26 protein-coding genes are annotated in these 24,829 nt (G+C 69.9%); 10 read left to right on the forward strand and 16 right to left on the reverse strand.

The window, feature by feature from the left end:
- Nucleotides 1-55 precede the first annotated feature (55 nt).
- The gene (locus LGR54_RS00935; RefSeq protein WP_230360112.1) at nt 56-2,395 is read left to right on the forward strand and encodes a heavy metal translocating P-type ATPase; all 2,340 of its coding nucleotides are present in this window, start codon (nt 56-58) and stop codon (nt 2,393-2,395) included.
- A 38-nt stretch (nt 2,396-2,433) separates the two neighbouring features.
- Here LGR54_RS00935 and argH read toward each other — a convergent pair whose 3' ends face one another.
- Nucleotides 2,434-3,819 (reverse strand): argininosuccinate lyase, encoded by a 1,386-nt coding sequence (gene argH / locus LGR54_RS00940; protein ID WP_230360113.1) that lies wholly within the window; start codon nt 3,817-3,819, stop codon nt 2,434-2,436.
- A gap of 27 nt (nt 3,820-3,846) precedes the next feature.
- Here argH and LGR54_RS00945 point away from each other — a divergent pair, with 27 nt between their 5' ends.
- The 4 genes from LGR54_RS00945 (at nt 3,847) to LGR54_RS00960 (ending at nt 7,824) form a co-directional block, all read left to right on the forward strand.
- Nucleotides 3,847-4,635 carry a TlpA disulfide reductase family protein gene (locus LGR54_RS00945; protein ID WP_230360114.1) on the forward strand — a complete coding sequence of 263 codons (789 nt, stop codon included), beginning with the start codon at nt 3,847-3,849 and terminating at the stop codon, nt 4,633-4,635.
- A gap of 15 nt (nt 4,636-4,650) precedes the next feature.
- The gene (locus tag LGR54_RS00950; protein WP_230360115.1) at nt 4,651-5,565 is read left to right on the forward strand and encodes an alpha/beta hydrolase; all 915 of its coding nucleotides are present in this window, start codon (nt 4,651-4,653) and stop codon (nt 5,563-5,565) included.
- Between the two features lie 213 nt (nt 5,566-5,778).
- Nucleotides 5,779-6,729 carry a DMT family transporter gene (locus LGR54_RS00955; RefSeq protein WP_230360116.1) on the forward strand — a complete coding sequence of 317 codons (951 nt, stop codon included), beginning with the start codon at nt 5,779-5,781 and terminating at the stop codon, nt 6,727-6,729.
- 168 nt (nt 6,730-6,897) lie between these two features.
- On the forward strand, nt 6,898-7,824 hold the full coding sequence (locus LGR54_RS00960) for a sugar phosphate isomerase/epimerase (RefSeq protein ID WP_230360117.1): 927 nt from the start codon (nt 6,898-6,900) through the stop codon (nt 7,822-7,824).
- 101 nt (nt 7,825-7,925) lie between these two features.
- On the opposite strand, the gene aceA is transcribed toward LGR54_RS00960, so the two are convergent.
- Nucleotides 7,926-9,224, reverse strand: coding sequence for an isocitrate lyase (gene aceA, locus LGR54_RS00965; protein WP_230360118.1), 1,299 nt, complete (start codon nt 9,222-9,224; stop codon nt 7,926-7,928).
- A gap of 187 nt (nt 9,225-9,411) precedes the next feature.
- Complete coding sequence (locus LGR54_RS00970; protein ID WP_230360119.1) at nt 9,412-9,660, reverse strand: hypothetical protein; 249 nt, start codon at nt 9,658-9,660, stop codon at nt 9,412-9,414.
- A 135-nt stretch (nt 9,661-9,795) separates the two neighbouring features.
- Here LGR54_RS00970 and LGR54_RS00975 point away from each other — a divergent pair, with 135 nt between their 5' ends.
- Together LGR54_RS00975 and LGR54_RS00980 are read left to right on the forward strand one after the other, a co-directional pair.
- Nucleotides 9,796-11,235: a short-chain fatty acyl-CoA regulator family protein gene (locus tag LGR54_RS00975; RefSeq protein WP_230360120.1), complete on the forward strand. Its 1,440-nt coding sequence runs from the start codon at nt 9,796-9,798 to the stop codon at nt 11,233-11,235.
- Between the two features lie 66 nt (nt 11,236-11,301).
- Nucleotides 11,302-11,772 carry an OsmC family protein gene (locus tag LGR54_RS00980; protein WP_370638102.1) on the forward strand — a complete coding sequence of 157 codons (471 nt, stop codon included), beginning with the start codon at nt 11,302-11,304 and terminating at the stop codon, nt 11,770-11,772.
- An 868-nt stretch (nt 11,773-12,640) separates the two neighbouring features.
- On the opposite strand, the gene LGR54_RS00985 is transcribed toward LGR54_RS00980, so the two are convergent.
- Entirely contained in the window at nt 12,641-12,949 is a 309-nt protein-coding gene (locus tag LGR54_RS00985; protein WP_230360121.1) for a putative quinol monooxygenase, read from the reverse strand.
- Nucleotides 12,950-13,072: 123 nt separating this feature from the next.
- Here LGR54_RS00985 and LGR54_RS00990 point away from each other — a divergent pair, with 123 nt between their 5' ends.
- Nucleotides 13,073-13,666, forward strand: a complete 594-nt coding sequence (locus LGR54_RS00990; RefSeq protein ID WP_230360122.1) for a TetR/AcrR family transcriptional regulator — start codon at nt 13,073-13,075, stop codon at nt 13,664-13,666.
- Between the two features lie 50 nt (nt 13,667-13,716).
- Here LGR54_RS00990 and LGR54_RS00995 read toward each other — a convergent pair whose 3' ends face one another.
- The 12 genes from LGR54_RS00995 to LGR54_RS01050 all read right to left on the reverse strand — a co-directional run bounded on the left by LGR54_RS00995 (nt 13,717) and on the right by LGR54_RS01050 (nt 22,351).
- Entirely contained in the window at nt 13,717-14,598 is an 882-nt protein-coding gene (locus LGR54_RS00995) for a 3-hydroxybutyryl-CoA dehydrogenase (protein WP_230360123.1), read from the reverse strand.
- Nucleotides 14,599-14,670: 72 nt separating this feature from the next.
- Entirely contained in the window at nt 14,671-15,618 is a 948-nt protein-coding gene (locus LGR54_RS01000; RefSeq protein ID WP_230360124.1) for an electron transfer flavoprotein subunit alpha/FixB family protein, read from the reverse strand.
- Nucleotide 15,619: 1 nt separating this feature from the next.
- Nucleotides 15,620-16,372 carry an electron transfer flavoprotein subunit beta/FixA family protein gene (locus tag LGR54_RS01005; RefSeq protein WP_230360125.1) on the reverse strand — a complete coding sequence of 251 codons (753 nt, stop codon included), beginning with the start codon at nt 16,370-16,372 and terminating at the stop codon, nt 15,620-15,622.
- 257 nt (nt 16,373-16,629) lie between these two features.
- Nucleotides 16,630-17,349 carry a rhomboid family intramembrane serine protease gene (locus LGR54_RS01010; RefSeq protein WP_230360126.1) on the reverse strand — a complete coding sequence of 240 codons (720 nt, stop codon included), beginning with the start codon at nt 17,347-17,349 and terminating at the stop codon, nt 16,630-16,632.
- Nucleotides 17,350-17,444: 95 nt separating this feature from the next.
- Complete coding sequence (locus LGR54_RS01015; RefSeq protein ID WP_230360127.1) at nt 17,445-18,104, reverse strand: glutathione S-transferase family protein; 660 nt, start codon at nt 18,102-18,104, stop codon at nt 17,445-17,447.
- Entirely contained in the window at nt 18,101-18,682 is a 582-nt protein-coding gene (locus tag LGR54_RS01020) for a cob(I)yrinic acid a,c-diamide adenosyltransferase (RefSeq protein ID WP_230360128.1), read from the reverse strand. Before LGR54_RS01020 ends, LGR54_RS01015 begins: the two co-directional genes overlap by 4 nt.
- Before the next feature lie 9 nt (nt 18,683-18,691).
- On the reverse strand, nt 18,692-18,895 hold the full coding sequence (locus LGR54_RS01025; RefSeq protein WP_230360129.1) for a twin transmembrane helix small protein: 204 nt from the start codon (nt 18,893-18,895) through the stop codon (nt 18,692-18,694).
- Nucleotides 18,896-18,947: 52 nt separating this feature from the next.
- Complete coding sequence (locus LGR54_RS01030; protein WP_230360130.1) at nt 18,948-19,424, reverse strand: TspO/MBR family protein; 477 nt, start codon at nt 19,422-19,424, stop codon at nt 18,948-18,950.
- A gap of 192 nt (nt 19,425-19,616) precedes the next feature.
- Nucleotides 19,617-20,072: a host attachment protein gene (locus tag LGR54_RS01035; protein WP_230360131.1), complete on the reverse strand. Its 456-nt coding sequence runs from the start codon at nt 20,070-20,072 to the stop codon at nt 19,617-19,619.
- A gap of 109 nt (nt 20,073-20,181) precedes the next feature.
- The gene (locus LGR54_RS01040; protein ID WP_230360132.1) at nt 20,182-20,871 is read right to left on the reverse strand and encodes a GNAT family N-acetyltransferase; all 690 of its coding nucleotides are present in this window, start codon (nt 20,869-20,871) and stop codon (nt 20,182-20,184) included.
- Nucleotides 20,868-21,356, reverse strand: coding sequence for a MarR family winged helix-turn-helix transcriptional regulator (locus LGR54_RS01045; protein WP_230360133.1), 489 nt, complete (start codon nt 21,354-21,356; stop codon nt 20,868-20,870). Before LGR54_RS01045 ends, LGR54_RS01040 begins: the two co-directional genes overlap by 4 nt.
- Before the next feature lie 161 nt (nt 21,357-21,517).
- Nucleotides 21,518-22,351, reverse strand: coding sequence for a YihY/virulence factor BrkB family protein (locus LGR54_RS01050; protein ID WP_230360763.1), 834 nt, complete (start codon nt 22,349-22,351; stop codon nt 21,518-21,520).
- Between the two features lie 241 nt (nt 22,352-22,592).
- Here LGR54_RS01050 and LGR54_RS01055 point away from each other — a divergent pair, with 241 nt between their 5' ends.
- Nucleotides 22,593-23,891 (forward strand): glutamate-5-semialdehyde dehydrogenase, encoded by a 1,299-nt coding sequence (locus LGR54_RS01055; RefSeq protein ID WP_230360134.1) that lies wholly within the window; start codon nt 22,593-22,595, stop codon nt 23,889-23,891.
- 172 nt (nt 23,892-24,063) lie between these two features.
- Complete coding sequence (locus LGR54_RS01060; protein ID WP_230360135.1) at nt 24,064-24,639, forward strand: nicotinate-nucleotide adenylyltransferase; 576 nt, start codon at nt 24,064-24,066, stop codon at nt 24,637-24,639.
- Nucleotides 24,640-24,829: the final 190 nt, after the last annotated feature.

Consider the following 24,829-nt stretch of genomic DNA (forward strand, 5'->3'; position numbering starts at 1 on the left):
CCTCTAGTCGCTAGAGGATGTAGCGTCGCCTTCGCTGATGGACAAGGAGGCGCGCATGTCGGCGCTCAAGCAACGCTACCGCATCGAGGGCATGGACTGCGCGTCCTGCGCCGCCAAGATCGACACCGCGGTGCGCCGCGTCTCGGGCGTCTCCGAAGTGGCGGTGTCGGTGACCGCCGGCACCATGACCGTCGAGCATAGCGGCGCCGATCTCCTGCTCATCGAGAAGCGGGTGAGCGGGCTAGGCTATGGCATCGCGCCTCTGGTTCGCCCGACCGAGGTGCCGGCGACGCAGCCTCATGATGACGGCCATGGGCATGACTGCGGCTGCGGGCACGACCACGGTCATCACGGACACACGCATTCCGCACAGGATCACGCCGGCCATCGGCATGGCACCGACGGAAATCACGACCATGGCCATGGCGACCATGATCATGGAGATCACGACCACGCCGGGCAAGGACGCGGCCAAGGAAGCACGCTGAAACCCGCCTCCGAGGCTGCCGGCGGGCATGTGCATGTGATGGAGGCCGGCTCCTGGTGGCGCAGCGCCAAGGCACGGCTGACGCTGGCCTGCGGCGGCGCGCTCGTGCTCGCCTATGTCGCCGGCCATATCTGGCCTGACTATGACCGCCAGATATTCACCGTCGCCATGCTCGTCGGGCTGCTGCCGGTGGCGCGGCGAGCGGTGATGGCGGCGCTGGCCGGCACGCCTTTCTCCATCGAGATGCTGATGACTATCGCCGCCGTCGGCGCGGTGATCATCGGCGCCGCCGAGGAAGCGGCGATGGTGGTGTTCCTGTTTCTCGTCGGCGAACTGCTGGAAGGCGTCGCCGCCGGCCGCGCCCGTGATTCCATCCGCGCCCTCACCGCGCTGGTACCCAAGGTCGCCCGCCTGGTCGAGAACGGCACCACCCGTGAGATTCCGGCCGAGGCGATCGCTGTCGGCAATGTCATCCTCGTACGTCCCGGCGAGCGCATTCCCGCCGATGGCGCGGTACTGGAGGGCGCGAGCACGGTGAACGAGGCGCCGGTGACCGGCGAAAGCGTGCCGGTCGCCAAGGCGCCGGGCGACCTGCTCTATGCCGGCACGGTGAATGGCGAGGCGGCGCTGACCATGCGCGCCACCGCCACCAGCGCCGACAACACCATCGCCCGCGTCGTCCGCCTCGTCGAGGAAGCGCAGGAGAGCAAGGCACCGACCGAGCGCTTCATCGACCGCTTCTCGCGCTGGTACACCCCCTTCGTCGTGCTGCTGGCGGCGCTGGTCGCGGTGGTGCCGCCGCTGCTGTTCGGCGCGGCCTGGGACGAATGGATCTACAAAGGCCTCGCCATATTGCTGATCGGCTGCCCCTGCGCGCTGGTGATCTCCACCCCGGCGGCGATCGCCGCGGCGCTGGCCTCTGGCGCCCGGCGCGGCCTGCTCATCAAGGGCGGCGCCGTGCTGGAGAAGCTGCGCGAGGTGAACGCCGTCGCCTTCGACAAGACCGGCACCCTCACCGAAGGCAAGCCGCAAGTCACGGACATTCTTGTCTTTTCCGGCGACGAGGCCGAGATGCTGCGCCTCGCCGGCGCGCTGGAGGCCGGCTCGACGCACCCGCTGGCCGCCGCAATCCTCGCCGCCGCCGAGGCGAAGGGCATCACGCCCCCCCCGGCACAGCAGGCCGGCGCCATCGGCGGCGAAGGCGTGACGGGCACGGTGGACGGCCGGGCGCTGTTCCTCGGCTCGCCGGCAGCGGCCGGCAAGCGGGCGCCGCTGGCTGCGGAGCGCCGCGACGCCATCGAGGCACTGAACGCCCAGGGCAAGACCGTCACGGTGCTGGTGGCGGACGGGATCGCGCTCGGTGGCATCGCCATGCGCGACGAGCCGCGCGCCGACGCGGCGGCAGCGCTCAAGGCTTTGGCGGATCAGGGAATTCGTACGGTGATGCTCACCGGCGACAATGCCCGCACCGCCGAGGCGGTCGGCCGCGACCTCGGCATCGAGGTGCGCGCCCAGCTGATGCCGGCGGACAAGCAGCGGATTGTCGGCGAATTGAAGCGCGCCGGGCTGACCGTCGCCAAGGTCGGCGACGGCATCAATGACGCGCCGGCTCTGGCCGCCGCCGATGTCGGCATCGCCATGGGCGGCGGCACCGACGTGGCGCTGGAGACCGCCGATGCCGCCGTGCTGCACGGCCGCGTCGCCGATGTCCGCGCGATGATCGAGCTGTCGCGGCGGACCATGGCCAATATCCGCCAGAATATCGGCATCGCCTTGGGACTGAAGGCGTTTTTCCTGGTGACCACCATCGCCGGCATCACCGGCCTGTGGCCGGCGATCCTCGCCGATACCGGCGCCACCGTGCTGGTGACCGCCAACGCGCTGCGGTTGCTCGGCAAATCGAAGTGACGTCGCTCCCTCTCCCCGGCGGGGAGAGGGACGCGTCTTCAGCCCTTCGCCAGCAGCTTCAGCCAGCGCTTGGCCTGGGCGCGGACGTTCTTCGGCGCGGTGCCGCCATAGGAGACGCGGCTCGCCACCGACTTTGACACCGACAGGACACCGAACACTTCCTGAGCGATGCGCGGTTCGACCGACTGCATCTCCTCGAGGCTAAGCTTATGGAGCGGCACGCCTTTCCCGCTCGCCAGCGCGACGATGCGACCAGTGACGTGATGCGCCTCGCGGAATGGCAGGCCGAGCACCCGCACCAGCCAGTCGGCGAGATCGGTGGCGGTGGAATAGCCCGAACCGGCGGCGGACTTCATCTTCGCCTCGTCCGGCACCATGTCGCGCACCATGCCGGCGGTCGCAGCGACCATAAGCGACAGGGTGCCGAGCGCGTCGAAGGCGCCTTCCTTGTCTTCCTGCATGTCCTTGGCATAGGCGAGCGGCAGGCCCTTCATCACCATCAGCAGGCCCGAGAACGCCCCGGCGATGCGGCCGATCTTGGCGCGCACCAGCTCGGCGGCATCCGGGTTGCGCTTCTGCGGCATGATCGAGGAGCCGGTGGTGAAGCGGTCGGACAGCTTGAGCAGACCCACCAGCGGTGAGGTCCAGATGACGATTTCCTCAGCAAAACGAGTGAGATGCATGGCGCAGATCGATGCCGCCGCCAGCGTCTCCAGCACGAAGTCGCGGTCGGAGACCGAATCGAGCGAGTTGGCGGTCGGCCGGTCGAAGCCAAGACTCGTTGCGGTAGCGAAACGGTCGATGGGGAACGAGGTGCCGGCCAGCGCGGCGGCGCCGAGCGGGCACTCGTTGAGGCGGGCGCGGGCATCCCTGAGCCGGCCCCGGTCGCGGCCGAGCATCTCGACATAGGCGAGCAGATGGTGGCCGAAAGTCACCGGCTGGGCGGTCTGCAAATGGGTGAAGCCGGGCATGACGGTGGCCGCATGCTCCAGCGCCTTCTCGCTAAGTGCCTGCTGCAGATCGGCAATCTGCGTATCCAGCGTGTCGATGGTGTCGCGGACATAGAGCCGGAAATCGGTCGCCACCTGGTCGTTGCGCGAGCGGGCGGTGTGCAGCCGGCCGGCGGGAGCCCCGAGCAGGGTCGCCAGCCGGGATTCCACATTCATATGAATGTCTTCCAGCGAACGCTGGAAAGTAAACTGCCCCGCCTCGATCTCTGACAGGATCGTGTCTAGACCCTCGCCGATCTTTTCGGCATCAGATGCCGTGATGATCCCCTGCGCGGCCAGCATGGCGGCATGCGCCTTGGAGCCGGCGATGTCCTGCGCGTATAGACGCTGGTCGAACCCGATGGAGGCGTTGATCTCCTCCATGATCGCGTCCGGTCCGGTCTCGAACCGGCCACCCCACATCTTGTTGCTCATGCTGACTTTTTCTCCGCGAGGACGGCCATGACCGAACGACCAGAGCCCATCGATCCGACCCCTCCGGGCAAAGGTCGCGGGCACGGCGGACGGCTTGCCCTGTATGCCGCGCTCGCCCTTGTCCTGGGCGGCGCCGCCGGGTTTGCTGGCGTATACGGGATCGGAGGGGGGCTGCGCAACGCCGACGCGCCGGTCGTCGCCACCGGGCCTGCCAATCCATCCGCCGGTGAGGCCAGTGAGGTGACCAGTCAGGCCAATTCGGCCTCGGTCGAGGCCGGTCAGTGCAGCAGGGCCGGCGACGCCGCGCGCAAGCTCGGCGACCTCGCCAAGGGGGAGCTCGCCGCCTTCGCCCCGACGCTGAAGCCGACCCGCATTCCCGACCTCGCGATCCTCGCTCCCGACGGGGCGTCGACCCGGCTCGCCGAGATCGGCGGCGACGGGCTGCGGCTGGTCAACATCTGGGCGACCTGGTGCGTGCCCTGCCGCACCGAGATGCCGGCGCTCGACAAGTTGCAGGCCGAGCGCGGCGGCAACGGCTTCGAGGTGGTCGCCATCAACATCGACACCCGCGACGGTGACAAGCCGAAGCGCTTCTACCAGGAGACGGGGATCCGCAACCTCGCGCTCTATACCGACCCCAAGGCGAAGGCCTTCCAGGACCTGCGCGCCGTCGGGCGCGGCTTCGGCCTGCCGACCACCATGCTCATCGACGCCGAGGGCTGCGAGATCGGCCATATCGCCGGGCCGGCGGAATGGGCGAGCCCGGAGGCGCTGGCGCTGGTCGACGCCGCCCGGGCCGCCTACGCCAATCCCTGACGGCAGGCCCCGGCGGTGAACCGGCGCGAGCTGCTCGCCTTGCTGACGCTGCTCGCCGGCGGCGGGGCTGCGGCGGCGGGGGAGCTTCCAGCGCCGCGCGTGCTGCCGCTCTGGCCGGAGGTGCCGCCCGGCGGCGGCGGACCACAGGGCACCACCGACATCGACCGGCGTGGCGCGCTCAGCAACATCTCGCGACCGACCCTGACGCTGTTCCTGCCCGAGCGCCCCGCCGGGACCGTGGTGCTGGTCGCCTCCGGTGGCGGCTACCGGCGCATCGAGGACGGCAAGGAGGCGCTGCCGGCGGCGCGCTGGCTCGCCGCGCGCGGATTTGCGGCGGCGGTGCTCGACTATCGGCTGCCCGGCGAGGGCTGGGGCGCCGGGCCGGCGGCGCCGTTGCAGGATGCGCGGCGGGCGCTGCATCTGCTCGCCTCCGGCGTCGCGGGGCCGGGGATCCGCCGGGTCGGCGTGCTCGGCTTCTCCTCCGGGGCGCATCTGATGGCGCTCGCCGCCGGCGCGGCGCCAATGGGCGCCTATCCCGCCGTCGACGCCGCCGACACGGCCAGCGCGCGGGTGGATTTCGCGGCGCTGATCTATCCGGTGCTCACCCTTTCCGGGACGCTGCACCCGACCTCGGCGCAGCGCCAGCTGGTCGGCCGGCATCCCCTGCCGGACGACGCGGCGGCATGGTCGGCCGAAACCTATGTCGATGCCCGCTACCCGCCGACCTTCCTCGTACAGGCCGCCGACGACCCGGTGAGCGACCCACGCCAGGCGCCGCTGATGGCGGAAGCCTGCCGGCGCGCCGGCGTACCGGTGGAGCTCGATATGCTGGCGAGCGGCGGCCATGGCTTCGGCCTCGGTCGGCCGGGCACCCCGAGCGCCCAATGGCCGGACCGCTTCGCCGCCTGGCTGGCAAGCCTTCCGCTCTGAGGTTCTTCCGCTCTAAGACATCTCCCGCCCGGAGGCGCTTCCAGGCCCTACGAATCCCCCGGCTGGCAGCTCGGCCATGGCCGGCGTGACGATCGTCACCCGAAACGGGTGGCGCCGCCGGCGGCCGGCTGGTATCTCCCCACGACCGGCGTGGTTGCGATCGCCCGCCCCTGCACGTGACGACCGCGCCGCATCGCCTGCCCGGAGAGTTCCATGCCCCGCCCGACCGTCCGCCCCGGCCCGTCCTCCTCCGGCGTCGTGCCGATGGGACCGGTGGACTGGGGGCTGCTGGTGCTGCTCTCGGTGATCTGGGGCGGCTCGTTCTTCTTCGGCAAGATTGCCATCGCCGAGATTCCGCCGCTGACCATGGTGCTCACCCGCGTCGCCATCGGCGCGGTGGTGGTGGCGCTGATCGCCCGGCTGAACGGCATCCACCTGCCGCTCGACCGGCGGCTGCTCAGCCAGTTCGTCGTCATCGCCCTGTTGTCGACGGTGATCCCGTTCAGCCTGATCGCCTGGTCGCAGCAGCATCTGCCGAGCGGGCTTTCCTCCATCCTCAACGCCGCGACGCCTTTGTTCACCGTGCTGGTGGCGCAGGTGTTCACCCGCGACGAGAAGCTGACCGCCGGCCGGCTGATCGGCGTGGCGGTCGGCTTTGCCGGCGTCGCGGTGATGATGGGGCCGGCGCTGCTCGGCCGGCTCGGCGGCCATGAGCTGCCGGCGCAGCTCGCCGCCATCGGCGCGACGGTGTCCTACGGCTTCGCCGCCGTCTATGGCCGGCGGTTTCGCGGCCTGCCGCCGCTCGGCGTCGCCATGATGCAGCTGATCTGCGCCACCGTGCTGCTGGTGCCGGTGGCGGCGCTGTTCGAGCAGCCCTGGCGCCTGCCGGTGCCCTCGCCGCATGTCATCGGCGCGCTGATCGGCCTCGGCGCGCTGTCGACCGGCATCGCCTTCGTCATCTATTTCCGCATCCTCGGCCGCAACGGCGCCACCAACATCTCGCTGGTGACCTTTCTGGTGCCGGTGAGCGCCATCCTGCTCGGGGCGCTGGTGCTGGGCGAGGCGCTGGAGGCGCGCGAGATCGCCGGCTTCGCGCTGATCGCGCTCGGGCTGGCGGCGATCGACGGCCGGCCGGCGAAGATGCTGTTCGGACGGCGGGCGTAGCGACGCGAGCGGGGCGGAACAGGGCGGCGGGAAAGAGCTTGCCTTCCGGCCGGCGAGGGATCGGCGCTATGCAGGAGGCGGCCGATTCGGCCCAATGCCGCACGCCAGCTCCCCAAGCTCGGGCACCGGACCCGGGCCGGAGGCCTGTGCCCGAAGGAGGATCCCGCCTTGACCCATCCAGCGCCCAATCCGCCCGCAACTCTGCCATCCCGCAACCTGCTCGGTGTCCACGCCCTCGTCTGGGTCGGCGACACCTCGCGCGAAGGCATCGAATTCGCCGTGAAACGCACGGCCGAGACCGGCTACGACCTGCTCGAACTCTCGCTGCACGGGCTCGACGGGCTCGACACCGCTCATGCCCGCGCGACCATCGCGGCGGCCGGGCTGAAAGTCTCCTGCTCGCGCGGCCTCTCCATCGATGCCGACGTATCGCACGAGGACCCCGCCGTGGTGGAGCGCGGTGCGAAGCTGCTCAAATCCTCCATCGAGAAGACCGCCGCCCTCGGCGGCACGGTGCTGACCGGCGGGCTGTTCTCGGCCTTCTGCAAATATGCCCGGCCGGTGAGCCCGCGCGGGCGCGCCAATGCGGTGGCGGTGCTGAAGGACCTGTCCAAGGACGCGGCGGCGCTCGGCGTCACCCTCGGGCTCGAAGTGGTGAACCGCTACGAGACCCACGTGATCAACACCGCCGCGCAGGCGCTGGTGCTCGCCGACGAAATCGGCGCCGACAATGTCATGATCCATCTCGACACCTACCACATGAACATCGAGGAGGACGATTTCGTCCGCCCGCTGCATCTGGTCGGCGACCGGCTCGGCTATGTGCATATCGGCGAGAACCATCGCGGGCCGCTCGGCTCCGGCCACATCGACTTCACCGGCTTCTTCCACGCGCTCGACGACATCTCCTATGCCGGGCCGATCACCTTCGAGAGCTTCTCCTCCACCGTGGTGGCCGAGCAGCTCTCCGGCGACCTCGCCATCTGGCGCAATCTCTGGGCCGATGGCGAGGCGCTGGCCCGGCAGGCGCTCGCCTTCACCCGCGCGCAGATCGAGGCCGCGCAGGCCCGGCCGAGTTCGCCGCGCCGGGGCTGAGGCGCCGTCGCGCACATGAAAAACCCTCTCCGGCGGGGCCGCCGGAGAGGGCAAGTGAGACGGTCGTCTCGGAAGCCGGCCGCCTCCCCAAAGGGATCGCCTCAGAACTGCGCGGTCTCGGTCGAGTCCTGCATCGCCGTGGTGGCGCTCATGCCGTTGGTGAGCGCGGTGGCGATGGCGTCGAAATAGGAGGTACCGACCTCGCGCTGGTGGCGGATGGCGGTGAAGCCCTCGGCCTCGGCAGCGAACTCCGCCTGCTGCAGCTCGGAATAGGCGGCCATGCCGTCCTGCTTGTAGCGACGGGCGAGGTCGAAGGTGGTGAAGCTCACCGAGTGATAGCCGGCCAGCGTGATGAACTGGTACTTGTAGCCCATCGCGCCCAGTTCGGCCTGGAACCGCTTCATCGCCGCGCGGTCCATGTGCTTCGCCCAGTTGAACGAGGGCGAGCAATTATAGGCCAGCATCTTGCCGGGATGGACCTTGTGCACCCCCTCGGCGAAGCGGCGGGCATCGTCGAGGCTCGGCGTCGAGGTCTCGCACCACAACAGGTCGGCATAGGGGGCGTAGGCCACCGCGCGGGCGATGCCGGCCTCGAAGCCGCCCTTCAGCCGGTAGAAGCCTTCCGCCGTGCGCTCGCCGGTGATGAAGGGCGCGTCGGTCTCGTCGATGTCCGAGGTGATGAGCCGCGCGGCCTCGGCGTCGGTGCGCGCCATGATCACCGTGGGCACGCCGAGCACGTCGGCGGCGAGGCGGGCGGCGTTCAGCGTGCGGATGAAGGTGCGGGTGGGGACGAGCACCTTGCCGCCGAGATGGCCGCACTTCTTCTCCGACGCCAGCTGGTCCTCGAAGTGGACCGCCGCCGCGCCGGCCTCGATCAGCGCCTTGGTCAGCTCATAGGCGTTGAGCTGGCCGCCGAAGCCGGCCTCGGCATCGGCAATGATCGGCACGACATAGTCGGTCTTGCCGTCGGCCTTGCCCTCGTGGCGCTCCAGCGTCTGGATCTGGTCGGCGCGCAGCAGCGCCTTGTTGATGCGGCGGACCACCGCCGGGACGCTGTCGACCGGGTAGAGGCTCTGGTCCGGGTACATGTCGCCGGACGAATTGCCGTCGGCGGCGACCTGCCAGCCGGAGAGGTAGATCGCCTCCAGCCCGCCCTTCACCTGCTGCACCGCCTGGTTGCCGGTATAGGCGCCGAAGGTGGGCAGGAAGTCGCGGTCGTGCAGCAGCTCCCACAGCTTGCGGGCGCCGTGCTGGGCAAGGGTGTGCTCGATGCGGAGCGAGCCCGCGAGCTTGGCCACGTCGGCGGGGGTGAAGGTGCGGGAGATGCCGTTCCAGCGGTCGGGCGCCCAGTGCGGCGCGGGGAAGGGCTGGTTGGGATCGGGGCGGGCGGTGTCGAGCATGATATCCTCGGTAAAGCCTTTACAGATGCAATGGCGGAGCGGGGCTTGCGGAGCGGTCGGGCCGGGAAGGCGGAAGGCGCGGATCGGCCGGGCGGCGCGGCGGCACGGACATCGGCCGTACCGCTGGCGTTTAGGGGCGCCGTTTAAGCGGGCCGCCCGGGATTTCGCGCTCTGCCGCGCCGGTGCCTCAGCTGCCGGCCCGGCGCATATAGGTGGCGGCCACCATCGGTTCGGGACCGAGATGCGCGGCGAGCGGCGAGCCTTCCGGCAGGCGGAAGCTGTGGCGGCCCATGCGGTGCAGGATCGAGAAGCCCTTCGCCGCCAGGCCGTCCTTGGCGTAGACGCGGCTCACCTCCTCGGCATTCTGACCGATGATGGTGATGAACTCGTCGCTCTCGGTGCGGTGGCTGCGGGTGCGGTGAGTGTGGGTCGACATGGTCGCGCTCCGTGTTTGGCTGATGTAAAGATTTGACCACACGGCGCCGCAAAGCAATATATATAAGAAAATCATGGTGTTAAGCTGAAAAGCGTTGTAAAGTTCTTCAACGCGGATTGTAAAGCGAGCAAAGCGATGGCGACGGACGATCCCCAGGTCGGCGGGCGCATCCAGCGGCTGAGGCGCCAGCGCGGCGTCTCGCAGGCGGAGCTGGCGAGCGCGCTCGCCATTTCGGCGAGCTATCTCAACCTGATCGAGCACAATCGCCGGCGCATCACCGTGCCGCTGCTCTTGAAGCTCGCCGGCTTCTTCGGCATCGAGCCGGGCGAACTCGTCGAGAATGATGAGACCCGGCTGATCGGCGATTTGATGGAGCTGTTCGGCGACGAGGTGTTCGCCGATTCCAGCCTGACCAACCAGGATGTGCGCGACCTCGCCAATTCCAACCCGGCGATCGGCCGGGCGGTGGTGCGGCTCTACGACCAGTATCGCGCACTGCGCGGCGCGCGGGCCGGCGGCGCGGGAGCGGCCGAGCCAGGCGTACCGGCGGCCGGCGGCCAGATGACCGGCGGGCATCCGGCCACCGACGCGGTCTCCGACTTCATCCAGGCCAACGCCAACCACTTCCCGACGCTGGAGACGGCGGCCGAGCGGGTGCGCGCCGATGTCGACGCCGAGCCGGATTCGCTCGACTACGGGCTGCGCAACTACCTGTTCAACGTGTTCGGGCTGAACTGGCGCACCGCCAACCTGCCGGCCGGCATCGCCCGGCGCTACGACCCGGAGCGGCGCGAGGTGCTGACCGCCGAGGTGCTGGAGCCGGCCTCCGCCGCCTTCGCGGTGGCGCACCAGATCGGCCTGTTCGCCGCCGGGGCGGAGATCGACGCGCTAATCGAGGACAGCGACCTGCCGGCCGACGCGCCGGTGGTGGCGCGCAACGCACTGGCTTCTTATTTTGCCGGCGCACTAATCATGCCCTACGAGCCGTTTCTCAAGGCCTGCCGCGAGACCCGCTACGACATAGAGCGCATCCAGCGGCGGTTTCGCGTCAGCTTCGAGCAGGTGTGCCAGCGCATGACGACGCTGCAGCGTCCGGGCCAGATGGGCGTGCCGCTGCACCTGATCCGTACCGATATAGCCGGCAACATATCCAAGCGCTTCTCGCTCTCCGGCATCCGCATCTCCCGCCATTCCGGCGCCTGCCCGCGCTGGAACGTCTATTCCGCCTTCCTGCATCCCGAGCGGATCAACGTGCAGATCAGCCAGATGCCGGAGGGCCAGCGCTATTTCTGCATCGCCCGCTCCTATGCCCGCGGCGGGCACGGCTACCAGGCGCCGCGCCGGCACCTGTCCATCGGCCTCGGCTGCCACATCGCCCATGCCGGCAGCCTGGTCTATGCCGATGGCATCGACCTCGCCGACCCCAGCCAGACCGTGCCGATCGGCGTCGGCTGCCGCATCTGCCCGCGCCTCGACTGCGAGCAGCGCGCCCACCCGCCGGCCGACCACCACTTCACCCTGAACGAGCGCGACCGGGCGGAGAGCTTCTATGCCCCCGGCCGCTGGGGCAATTGAGGCCGCCGGCTACCGTGCCAGCGGTGCTCCGGGAGGGACTTGCGGGATCGACCGGAGCGGAGGAGCATGGCGGGCCTTTCGCTGGCCGGTGAATACCGGCAGCCGGAGGGTATGAACCGGGAGGCCACCATGGCGACGACGCATGTCGAGCTAAGGAGCATGCCGGGCACCCAGGCCGCGACCGGATGGGTCGGCGGTCATACGGTGACGGTAGACCGGGCGGAGGGGGTAGCCGGAGGTGCGGGCCTCGGCTTCAACGGCAATCAGCTGCTGGCGCTCGCCATCGGCGGCTGTTTCTGCAACGACCTTCACCTCACGGCCCACGCGATGGGGGTGATCCTCACCGAGGTGTCGGTGAGCGTGGAGGTGGACTTCGACGGCGAGCCACCCATGGCGACCGGCGCCCGTCTCACCGCCCAGGTGAGCGCGCTGCCGCGCGACGTGAACGATCAGGAACTGATCACCAAGGCCTTCACGACCTCGGCGGTGGGCAACTCGCTCCGCCGCGGCGTGCATCTGGAGCTGGCCGCCGCCTGACGGCGGACCGGCATCTGCCTTTGCGCCTTCCGACCGGCGGGACCGGCCGGGAGGCGGAGGCGGGCCGGAACGTGTCCGGCCCCGGCCCCGTCGCTGCAACCGTGGGACACGCGGGGCCATGGAGAAGATGCCGGGCGCCGGGCGCGACAAGACGCGCCCCGGCGCCCGATGACGCCTCTCCCCATCATCGCGATATCCACCTGAGCGTCGAAGCCGTGTGACCGCTTGCGCCTGAAGGCGGAGCCGGCACGCCGAACGGACACTCAGGAGACTGGAGCGGGAGGGCGGGCCGACATGGAGGCGATGCGACGGCACGACGGCACAGCATCGCGGATACCCGGGCGGCGAAGGGCTGGGCCGGCACCATGGGAAGACCGGAGGATGTCGGCGGCGGCAGACTGGGCTTCGGAATAATTGCCGGGTCTCGTCATCGGCGAGCGCCTTTGCAACGACCTGCACTACGCCGCCGCCCGACTCGGAGCCGAGGTGGGCAGGGCGGCGGTGAGCGTCGAGATCGATTTCGACGGCGCGCCGCTCCTGGCCACCGCAGCGCGGGGAGCGCGTGGATTGCCGTGCGACCGGACGGCGCCGATGCCGACGCGGTGCTGTGGCGCGCCTGGGAGATGTCGACGGTATCCGATCGCTGCGGCGCGGCGTGCCAGTAGTGGGCAGGTAAAGGGGAAGGCCGGACCGGCATCGACGGACCGGAAACCCGCCATGAGGAGAGCCGGGGCAACCAGCGCAGGCGATGGCAACCTTGCCTGACCATCTAACGCGACCGGCTGGCCGGTTCCACCCGTGCGGGCCGATGGTCCCCGGTTCGGCAGGTCCGCCGGGAAAGATCCTCGGGGTGACGGAAGGCGCAGCCTCAGGCCGGCGTCGCGGCGCCGCCGGCGAGCGGCCGCAGCGCGATCACTGCCGAATCCTCGATATGCGCAGGCAGCTGGGCGAAAAGCTCGACGATATGAGGCGCCACCAGATGCTTGTCCAACAGCTCGCGGCTCGCCCATTCCTCGGTCCAGACGAAGCGGCGCGGCTCGTCCAGATCGCGGTTGAGCTGGTAGGCGATGCAGCCCTCCTCGGCATGGGTGGCGGCGATGACGCCCCGGAACAGGCCTTCGACAAGGCTTTCCGAACCCGGCTTGACGAGGAACATGGCGACGACGGGGACGGTCATGGGCTTCTCCTGTGGCACGGCACGGAAAACATACTGACGAGTAATATTATCGTCGAGTATGATCGGCGGGCAGGCCGTCGCGAAGCCATGCACAGTGCGCATATCCAACCGGGAGCGAAGAGGATGTCGGCGCCGGTTCCGGCCGAGGCCACCAAGGGCGAGCGAACCCGCGAGCGGCTGCGCCGCGCGGCGACCCGCGTCTTCGCGCGCGAGGGCTATGAGGCGACGCGGGTCGCCGACATCGTGCGCGAGGCCGGCGTCACCCAGCCGACCTTCTATCTCTACTTCGCCAGCAAGGAAGCCGCCTATGAGGACCGGGTGGAAGCGTTTCGCCAGCGGCTGCAGCAGACCACGCTCGGCAACCTGCTCGACCCCTCCATCCCGCAGGCCGAGTTCACCGACCGGGTGGCACTGAGCTTCCGGCGCTTCCTCGACCTGATGGCTGAGGATCGCGAGCTGACGGAGATCGGCTTCTTCCAGCCGCCGGGCTGCACCACCACCAAGGCGCGGCTGGTGCACTGGGTGGCGGACAACATCGCCCGCGAACAGGCCGACCGCCTGTTCCGCGACGACCTGCCGGCCGAGTTCATCGCCCGCCTGCTGGTGGGGCTGCTCGAGCAGTTCGGGCGGATGGAGGGAAACGACGACCGGCGCCGGGAGCTCGCCCAGGCCTGCGCGACGCTGTTCTGCCACGGCACAAGGCCGCCTCCCGGCTGAGACCGGGAAGGCGGAAGCGTCGGGACGGCGTCAGGAGAGCGCCGGCCGCCTCAGCGGGTCGGGATCGGCTTCTCGCCGCGATAGTCGTAGAAGCCGCGCTGGGTCTTGCGGCCGAGCCAGCCGGCCTCGACATATTTCACCAGCAGCGGGCAGGGCCGGTACTTCGAATCGGCCAGCCCCTCATGCAGCACCTGCATGATCGACAGGCAGGTATCGAGGCCGATGAAATCGGCGAGCTGCAGCGGCCCCATCGGGTGGTTGGCCCCTAACCGCATCGCGGTGTCGATGGCGTCGACCGAGCCCACGCCCTCATACAGCGTGTAGATCGCCTCGTTGATCATCGGCAGCAGGATGCGGTTGACCATGAAGGCCGGGAAATCCTCCGACACCGCATAGGTCTTGTTCAGCCGGGTGACGAAGCCCTTGGAGAGCTCGAAGGTTTCGTCCTCGGTGGCGATGCCGCGAACCAGCTCGACGAGCTGCATGATCGGCACCGGGTTCATGAAGTGGATGCCGATGAAGCGCTCCGGCCGGTCGGTGGTGGCCGCCAGCCGGGTGATCGAGATCGACGAGGTGTTGGTGGCGAGGATCGCCTCCGGCTTCAGATAGGGGCAGACGGCGGCGAAGATCTTGCGCTTGATCTCCTCCTTCTCGACCGCCGCCTCGATGATGAGGTCGGCATCGCCGAGGTCGCCCATATTGTCCGAGCCACCGATGCGGGCGAGCGCCGCCTGCTTCTCGGCATCGGAATAGAGGCCCTTCGACACCTGCCGGGTCATGTTGCCGTTGATGGTGGCGAGGCCGGACTTGATGCGGTCGGCCACGAGATCGTTGATGATGACGTCGTAGCCGGCGAGCGCGCACACATGCGCGATGCCATTGCCCATCTGTCCGGCACCAATGATGCCGACGCGCTTGATCTCGAAACCCATCACCTTCGCCCGTTGCCGCCACCGTCCATGGGGGGCGGGATACCCACTATATCCCGCTCCCCGCCTTTTGCCTCAGCTGTTTGACTTTACCTTGGCGATTTCCGCCGTCAGTTCCGGCACGATCTGGAAGAGGTCGCCGACCAGGCCGTAATCGGCGACCTGGAAGATCGGCGCTTCCTCGTCCTTGTTGACGGCGACGATCACCTTCGAGTCCTTCATGCCGGCGAGATGCTGGATCGCCCCGGAGATGCCGAGCGCGACATAGAGCTCGGGCGCCACCACCTTGCCGGTCTGGCCGACCTGCCAGTCATTCGGTGCGTAGCCGGCATCGACCGCGGCGCGCGAGGCGCCGACGGCGGCACCCAGCACATCGGCTAGCGGCTCGACGACGGCGTGGAAGTTCTCCGCCGAGCCGAGCGCCCGGCCGCCGGAAACGATGACCCGCGCCGCGGTGAGCTCGGGACGCGCCATCTGCGCGATCTGCTCCGACACGAAGGTCGCGCTCTTCGCCTCGCCGGCGGCACCGGCCTCGCGGATCGGCGCCGAGCCGGCTTCACCCGCCGCGGCGAAGCCGGCGGTGCGGATGGTCAGCACCTTCTTGCCGGCGGCGCGCACGGTCTGGATGGCGTTGCCGGCATAGATCGGCCGCTCGAAAGTGTCGGGCGCCACCACGGCAGTGACGTCGGAGACCTGCATCACGTCGATGAGGGCGGCGATGCGCGGCAGCACGCTCTTCCACACCGCGGTGGAGGGGGCGACGATCGCGTCGTAGTCGGCGGCCAGCGCCACGCCGAGCGCGGCCACCGGCTCGGCCAGGCGATGCGCATAGGCGGGAGCGTCGATCAGCAGCACCTCGGCGACGCCCTCGAGCTTGGCCGCGGCCTCGGCGGCGGGACGGGCGTTCTCGCCCACCACCGCGACGGTGACCGGCGCGCCGAGCGCGAGAGCGGCGGTCAGCGCGCGGGCGGTGACCGGGTTCAGATGCGCGTCGTCATGTTCGGCAAACAGCAGGGTCGCCATCTCAGATCACTCCCGCTTCGTTCTTCAGCTTGTCGACCAGCTCGGCCACCGAGGCGACCTTGACGCCGGCCGAGCGCCCGCCGGGCTCGACGGTCTTCAGCACTTCGAGCTTGGGGGCGACGTCGACGCCGAGATCGACCGGGGTGGTCTCGACGATCGGCTTCTTCTTCGCCTTCATGATGTTGGGCAGCGAGGCGTAGCGCGGCTCGTTGAGGCGCAGATCGGTGGTGAGGATCGCCGGCAGGGCGAGCTCCAGCGTCTGCAGGCCGCCGTCGATCTCGCGGATCACCGTGGCGGTCTCGCCCTCGATGGTCACCTTGGAGGCGAAGGTCGCCTGCGGCCAGGAGAGCAGCGCGGCCAGCATCTGGCCGGTCTGGTTCGAATCGTCGTCGATCGCCTGCTTGCCGAGGATGACGAGGCCGGGACCTTCCTGTGCCACGATGGCCTTGAGCAGCTTGGCCACCGCCAGCGGCTCGACGGCGGCGTCCTCGGTCTTCACCCAGATGCCGCGATCCGCGCCCATGGCGAGCGCCGTGCGGATGGTCTCCTCGGTCTTGGCCGGGCCGACCGACACCGCGATCACCTCGGTCGCCTTGCCGGCTTCCTTGAGGCGCAGCGCCTCTTCCACCGCGATCTCGTCGAAGGGGTTCATCGCCATCTTGATGTTGGCGAGCTCGACGCCGGAGCCATCCGGCTTGACGCGGATCTTCACATTGTAGTCGACCACCCGCTTGACGGGCACGAGGATCTTCATCAGCCGGATCTCCCGCCGCCCGCAACCGGCGGGTCGGCAGTCTCGAACTCCAGGAATGGCGCCGCGCGCGACAGGCGCGACCCCGCGAGGCGCCGGGGAAACTATGGACAGCCCCCCGGCCTGTCAACGTAACGATTCGACGAAAGGGAACCCACGCGAAGCCTTTTGCCGCTTATGGAATTCTGAAATTTCCAAAAGACGGGACACGCCTGTATCCGCCCCCTCCGGTGGGGGCGTCGACCGGGCCGAGCCGCAGCTCAGATCGGCGGATGGCCATCCGGGGTGCCGTCGCGCGTCGTCACCCAGAGCGGCACGCCGGACCGGCGCAGGAACACCACCAGCACCGCGCCGGTGGCGAGGCCGCCGACATGCGCCCACCAGGCGGTATCGGCCTCGCCGGCGCGCAGGGCGTTCCACATCTGGAAGGCGATCCAGGCGCCGAGCGGCCAGATCGCCGGCACCCGGATCGGGATGCGCATGAACATCAGCACCCAGATGCGCACATTGGGATGCAGCATGAGATAGGCGCCGACCAGCCCGGAGATCGCCGCCGACGCCCCCACCAGGGGCGAGGCCGATTCCGGCACCGCGAAGGCATGGGCGAGCCCGCCGGCGACGCCGCAGGCAAGGTAGAAGACGAAATAGCGGGCATGGCCGAGGGCGTCCTCGACATTGTCGCCGAACACCCAGAGGAAGGCCATGTTGCCGGCGAGATGCAGCCAGCCGCCATGCAGGAACATGTAGGAGATCAGCGTCAGCTCGGCCGGCAGCCGCTCATATTCGGCCGGCAGCACCGCCGCGTGGTGCACCACCGCCGGAATGGCGCCGTAGCCGAACACGGTAGCGACGTCGATCTCCGGCCGGTAGCCGTGCTGCACCAGCACGAACACCACGATGTTCACCGCGATCAGCGCCCAGGTGACATAGGCGTGGGTGATGCCTTCCAGCGGGTTGTCGTCATTGATCGGCAGCAGCATGGAGGTTCGAGCGAATCGGCACGCGGGCACCGGCGCTCCGCCCCGACAGAATGCCGCGTCGCGCGGCCGGGCGCCACACACTTGACGGTGCGCGCTCACTCCTCCGCGGCGAGCAGCGCCAGGCTTGGCCGGCCGGCGAGACGCGCCCACCAGTCGGCGAGAGCGGGAAACCCGGCGAACATCGCCGCGCCTTCCGGGGCCTTGAGGAAATAGCCGATCATCGGCGCCAGATGCAGGTCCGCCAGCGACAGCGTGGCGCCGGCGAGCCACGGCCCCTCGCCCATCAGCTCCGCCATCGCCGCGAGGCAGATGCGGGCCGGCGGCAGCGCCGCCGCGATGGCGGCCTCGTTGGCGGGCATGTCGCGCTCCGGCTTCTCCACCCGCTCGACATAGACGCCCCAGACCAGCGCCGGATAGGCATAGGCGTCGGCGATGCCGATCAGTTGGTTCATCCGCGCCCGCGCCCGGGGAGCGGCGGGTTGCAGCGCCGGCCCGGCGAAGGCCTCGTCGACATAGCGGGTGATGGCGCCGGTCTCGTACAGGCGGAAGCCGTCATGCTCGAAGGCCGGGATGCGGCCGAACGGGTGGCGCTGGCGATAGTCGGGCGGTGGGCCATCCGGGGCGAAGACGTCGACCGGAACCTGTTCGCAGGCGACGCCCTTCTCGGCCAGCACCAACCGGGCGATGCGCACATAGACGCTGTAGCTGGCGCCGAACAGGCGCGGCGGCGGGCCCGCGACCGTAGCGGCGCTCACTCCCGCCCCGCCGCCGGCACCCACAGCACGTCGCCGCCGGCGCCGGCATTGGCGACCCGGCTCATGACGAACAAAAGGTCGGACAGGCGGTTGGCATATTTGATCGCCGCCGGCGAGACGATCTCGCCCTCGCGGCCGGCGAGTTCGACCATCATCCGCTCGGCGCGCCGGCACACGGTGCGGGCGACGTGCAGATGCGCCGCCGCCGGCGTGCCGGCCGGCAGCACGAAGGAGCGCAGCGGCTTCAGCCCGGCGTTCAGCACGTCGATGTCGCGCTCCAGCCGGTCGACCTGCGCGGCGACGATGCGCAGCGGTTCCCAGCCCCGGTCGACGCCGTCATCGGGGGTGCAGAGATCAGCGCCGAGGTCGAACAGGTCGTTCTGGATGCGGGCCAGCATCGCGTCCATGTCGGGATGAACAGCGAGATGCAGCCGGGCGACGCCGATCAGCGCATTGGTCTCGTCCACCGTGCCATAGGCGGCGACGCGCAAATCGTGCTTGGGCCGGCGTTCGCCAGAGCCGAGCGCGGTGGTGCCGTCGTCGCCGGTGCGGGTGTAGATGCGGTTGAGCACGACCATGGCGGCGCCTCAGCCCTGGTGCATCAGGATGATGGTGGCGAGCACGAAGCACAGCGCCACCGCCTGCAGCAGCACGCGCCACTGCATCAGCTTCTGCGAGCGCAGCGGCGAGCCGCCGCGCACCATGTTGGCGAGGCCGAGGATCAGCACCACCGCCACCGCCCCGAGGGCGATCGGCAACACCACGAACTTGGCGATGAAGAGAATATCCATAGATGGCCTCGTCTGGCCTCCGCTGCGGCGGGGCGCCGGAGAGGGCGCCCGCTCAGTTCATCGCCACAATGGCAGCGTTCAACGCCGTCGCATAGCCGAGCCACAGGAGATAGGGCGCCAGCAGCCACGCCGCGATGGTGTCGACGCGGGACGAGGCCCAGATGGTGGCGACGACCGCGCCGATCAGCAGGATAATGACGGCCAGCGCCGCCCCTGGCGCCTCCAGCCCGAAGAACACCGGCGACCACAGCGCGTTGAGCGCCAGCTGCAGGAAGAATAGCGCCACCGCCAGCCGCCGCGCCGGCGAGGGCCCGTGCAGCTGCCACAGCCGCCACAGCGCCACCGCCATCAGCACATAGAGCGTGGTCCACGCCACCGGGAACACCGCGTCGGGCGGCGTCCAGGCCGGCTTGACGAGACCGGCGTACCAGGTGGGGATCTTCGGCGTGGTGGCGAGCGAGCCGATGGCGCCCACCGCCAGGCACAGGCCGACGCTGACCACCAGGCGGAAGAAGGAAAGCGTCTTCACATTCGGTCCTCCGGCGGGGGGCGACAGGTGGGTCGGCGACGCCCCCATTACGGCGGAGCGGCGGACTTGGATCAAGTCGCCTTAAGGAAGACCGTCGGAAAGCCGCTTCGCCGGGCACGGAACCCGCGACGCCGAACGCGCGACACCGGCCGGCCGGTGGCGGGCGCCCGGCGGAAGTCGCCGCGGCGGCAATCAGGCGGCGACGTGCTTCTCGATCTCGTAGACCGGCAGCTTCACCATGTCGCGGTCGACCTCGCCGATCAGCGCCTCCTGCACCGCCCGTCCATAGAGCGGGCGCAGCACGCCGAGCGCACGCGGCGAGGCGACCATGAGCAGCGCGGTGCCCTCGCCGGCGGCGAGCAGCGCCTCCAGCCGCTCGGCGATGCGGCGCAGGAAGGCGGCCTCGGCGAGCGCGTGGAAATCGGTGGTCTCCACCGCCGAGCGCGCGGTGCCGGTGGACTGGTGCACCCGGCCGGGCGCGTCGGTGCCCTGGGCGGCGGTCGGCGGGTTGTCCTGCTCATGCACCTCGCGGGTGCGCAGATTGGGGAAGGCCGCGTCGCCCTCATTGCGCAGGACCAGCGCCCTGCGCCCATCGCACACGGCGACGAGGGCTCCGGCCGGAAGGCGAAACTTGTCGGAATGGGTCATGTGCCGGATCTCCTCTCGCTGTGTCCTGATGGCCATCCGACCCCGTTGCCGCGGCCGGCGCCTTGACGAGGGTCAAGGCCGGACGACGGCGAAAGTTCCACCGCGCGCGTCAGCCGGCCCGCGCTGTCACGATCGTCATCGACCCACGCAGGCGGAAGCCGATCGATTCATAGAGGCGGATGGCGGCGTTGCCGGCATAGGCGTGCAGATAGGGGGTGTCGCCGCGCGCAGCGATGCCGGCGGCCACGAACAGCGACAGGCTGCGCGCAAGGCCGCGGCCGCGAAAATCGGGATGCGTGCACACGCCGCTCAGCTCGGTGAAGCCGGGCTGGCGCAGCCGCTCGCCGGCCATCGCCGCCAGTCGCCCATCGAGGCGGACGCCCCAGAAGCCCCCGAGGCTCAGCGCCTTCAGGCCGAACGGACCGGGCCGGGTGAGCGTCGCCAGTTCCAGCATCTCGGCGGCATCGGACGGGCCGAGCGGCGCGATGCGGGCATCGACGGCCGCCGCCGGCAACGGCATCGCCAGCGGCTCGGCGACCATCTGCACGGCCTCGGCGACCGAGGCCGGCGACAACCCGGCCGGCAGCGCCACCTCTCCCGCCTCCGCGAAGACGACGCTTTCGCCCGGCCGGACCAGCGCCGCCAGCGCCCGGCCGGCCTCCGGGCTGTCGTCGCGCAGCGCCGCGAAGGGCAGGATGTCGGCGGGATAGCGTTTCGCCAGCGGGCCGCCTTCGGCAAGCAGGGCATGCCGGCTGGTCAGCGCCGCCCAGACGGGGCGGTCGAGCGGATGCGCGGTCAACGGGCACTCTCCTGGCGGCGGGCGCGGAGATGCAGCGGCTCGGCGACCAGCCGGTCCTCGATCGCCGTGAGCTGGGCGAGCAGCGGCCCGTCGAGGCCGGCGCAGAGCTCGGCGACGGCGGCGTCGATGCGCGGCCAGAGCTCCGCCTTCGCCACCTCGACGAGCTCGCGCCCGGCGGCGCTGAGCGCGACGATCTTCTGCCGCTGGTCGTCCGGGCCGGGCCCGGTCTCCACCAGCCCGCGCTCGACGAGCCGCGCCACCGTGCGGGTGACGCCGGGCTGCGAGACGCCGAGCGCCTGCGCGAGATCGCCGACGGTGAGCGGACCCAGCCGGTCGAGCGCGAGGAGGAAGGGATGCTGGCCGGACAGCAGCAGGGGATCCAGCTCGTCGAGCAGGTACTGGGTGTCGGCCTGCAGCTGCTCGCCGAGCCGTTTCAGCCGGCTGCCGAGCGGCAGATGGCCAAGCGCCCGCAATATGTCGTCCATGCGCGACCTCCCGATCAACATAACAGGTTATATAACTTGTTATGTTATTGCCAGCAAGGCGACCGCCCGGGGGGACGCGAGGCCGGGCTGGAGCATGCTCCAGCTTATTGAATCGAGAGCCCTTAATCGATCAGGTGATTCCACCCGATCGATTAAGGGCTCTAGTAGGCTTCCTCGCGGGAGCGGCGGATGGCGGCGTTGAGCTCGCCGCCATACACGAAGATCGAGGCGGTGGTGTAGAGGAAGACCAGCGCGATCATCACCGAGGCGAGGCCGGCATAGGTGGTGACGTAATTGCCGGCGAAGGCAGCGAGGTAGCGCCCGAAGGCGGCGCCGGCGCCCAGCCACAGGCCGAGCGTGACTAGGATTCCCGGCGCCACGTCGGACAGCCGCCGACGCCCGGCCGGCAGCCACATATGCGCCACCACCAGCGCGACGATCAGGATCACCGAGGTGGCGGCGTAGCGCAGGAAGGTGATGACCCCGCTGAACGGCTCCAGCGCCGGCAGGAAGCTCACCGCGCCCAGCCACAGCACCGGGCCGAGCACCACCAGGAAGGACAGAGCGAGCAGGCCGGCGGCGCCGACCAGCACATAGCCGATGGATTCCAGCCGCAGCCAATACCAGGAGCGCATCTCCTTCACCCCATAGGCGCGGTTGAGGCCGATGCGCAGGCTCTCGATGCCGTTGGAGGAGAAGTAGATGGCGAGCACAACGCCGACGGTGAGCGCGTCCGTGCGCACATGGGTGAGCACCGAGGAGATCTCCCGCCCGATCGGCGCGGCGACCTGCGCCGGCCACGCCTCCAGCATCAGTTGCACCGTCTCCTTGGCGAGATCCTGGAAATCGAAGAAGGCGGCCAGCGCGGTGACGAAGATGAGGAACGGGAACAGCGACATCAGCGCGGAGAGCGCGATGTGGCTGGCGATCGCCCAGCCATCGTCCTCGACGAAGCGCCAGAACGCGTCCCAGGCGATATCGTAGGCACGCAGGATAATGCTCGTGTCTCCCGGGATGGCGGCGCGAGGCGGCGAGGGATGGCTGGTAACGAAATCGGACGTCGGGGCGCAAATGGCAAGCCTCGCGGCGCGGATTCCCGCCACAGGGTTAAGCCGGGGCCGGCGAGGGCCCCTGTCCGCCGCCAGGCGCCGCACGGGTTTTTGGCGCAGCGGCAGTGGAATGTGATAGAAGGGCGCCCCGTTTCGTTCCGCCAACCGTCGATCACGAGTGAGTGCCATGTCCGCCGGCCAGCTGCGCGCCGTCACCGAAGCCGAAACCGATGTCCGCGCGCTGATGCGCGAGTTGGGGACGCGCGCCCGCGCGAGCGCCCGCAAGCTCGCCCTCGCCCCGCCGCCGGTGAAGGAAGCGGCGCTGAAGGCGGCGGCGGCGGCGATCCGCGCCGATGCCGCGCTCATCCTCGCCGCCAATGAGGAGGACGTGGCGCGCGCCCGCGCCGCCGGCCTGTCGGAATCGATGATCGACCGGCTGACCCTGACCCCGGCGCGGCTGGAAGCGACCGCCGCCGGCGTCGCCGAAATCGCCGAGCTGCCCGACCCGGTCGGCAAGGTGACCGAGAGCTGGGAGCGGCCGAACGGGCTGCGTCTCGAGCGGGTGCGCACGCCGCTCGGCGTGGTCGGCGTCATCTATGAGAGCCGGCCCAACGTCACCGCCGATGCCGGCAGCCTGTGCCTGAAGGCCGGCAACGCGGTGATCCTGCGCGGCGGCTCCGACAGCTTCCAGTCCAGCCGCGCCATCCACGCGGCGATGGTGAAGGGCCTCGTCTCGGCGGGGCTTCCCGCCGACGCCATCCAGCTAGTGCCGACGCGCGACCGCGCGGCAGTCGGCGCGATGCTCGCCGGGCTCGACGGCACTATCGACGTCATCGTGCCGCGCGGCGGCAAGAGCCTGGTCGCCCGCGTGCAGGACGAGGCGCGGGTGCCGGTGTTCGCGCATCTCGAAGGCATCGTGCACATCTTCGTCGACAGGGCCGCCGATCTCGACAAGGCGCTGACCATCGTGAAGAACGCCAAGCTGCGGCGCACCAGCGTGTGCGGCGCCGCCGAGACGCTGCTGGTCGACCGCGCCGTCGCCGGCGAGATGCTGGCGCCGCTGGTCTCGATGCTGATCGACGCCGGCTGCGAAGTGCGCGGCGACGAAGCTGCTCAGAAGGCAGATGCCCGGGTGAAGCCGGCCAGCGAGGCGGACTGGGACACCGAATATCTCGACGCGGTGATCTCGGCCAAGGTGGTTGATGGCCTCGACGCCGCCATCGACCATATCGAGACGCACGGCTCGCACCACACCGACGCCATCCTCACCGAGGACGCGGCGGCGGCGGAGCGCTTCCTCGCCGAGGTCGATTCCGCCATCGTGGTGCACAATGCCTCGACCCAGTTCGCCGATGGCGGCGAGTTCGGCTTCGGCGGCGAGATCGGCATCGCCACCGGGCGGATGCACGCGCGCGGGCCTGTGGGCGCCGAGCAGCTAACCTCGTTCAAATACCGGGTGCGCGGCACCGGCCAGATCCGGCCGTGAGCCGGGATGGCCGGACGGCTCCCTCGTCCCGGCGGAGAGAGGGGCGGGGGCCCGATGCAGGATGACCGGCGAGCCATCCCCCTCACCCGACGCGTCCCGCGCCGACTTCTCTACCTCGGGGAGAGGTAAAGCGAATGCCGCCGACACGCGCATCCCGCCCTCGGTGCCGGGCATGCGGATCGGCCTCTATGGCGGCTCGTTCAACCCGCCGCACGCCGCGCACCGCGCCGCCAGCCTGCTGGCGTTGAAGAAGCTGCGGCTCGACCGGGTGTGGTGGCTGGTGACGCCCGGCAACCCGCTGAAGGACAATGGCCACCTGCCGCCGCTCGCCGAGCGGCTGGCGCTGGCGCGGCAGGTCGCCGACCATCCGGCGCTGGTGCCGACCGGGCTGGAGGCCGGGCTCGGCACCCGCTACAGCCGCGACACCGTGGCCGAGCTGATCCGCCGCCGCCCGGGGGTGCGCTTCGTCTGGCTGATGGGGGCCGACAACCTTGCCAGTTTCCACCGCTGGCAGCGCTGGCGCGACATCGCCGACCTCCTGCCGATCGCGGTGATCGACCGCGCCGGGCTCAGCCTCAACGCCACCGCCGCCCCGGCGGCACAGGCGCTGGCGCGCTGGCGGCTCGACGAGCGGCTGGCACCGCGCCTGGCCGACGCGCCGGCGCCGGCCTGGATGTTCCTGCACGGGCTGAAATCGTCGCTTTCCTCCACCGCGCTGCGCTCGCGGGCGGCCCGCGACGAGGTCTGACGCCGTGCCGCCGGCGGCGGTGCCGGAGACCCAGAGTTGCATTGCCTGCGACCCCGCAGGAAACCCGAAGTTGCGCCGCGTGCGGTGCAATATGGCGAAAACGCCGACAAAGCTTGAAAAGCAGGGGCATTCCACGATATCTTAAGCAAGCATTGACGGTGGGGAAAACCTCCACCTCATATGCCTTATG

It is taken from the genome of Ancylobacter sp. Lp-2 (genome assembly GCF_020523795.1).
Taxonomy (GTDB): Bacteria; Pseudomonadota; Alphaproteobacteria; order Rhizobiales; family Xanthobacteraceae; genus Ancylobacter.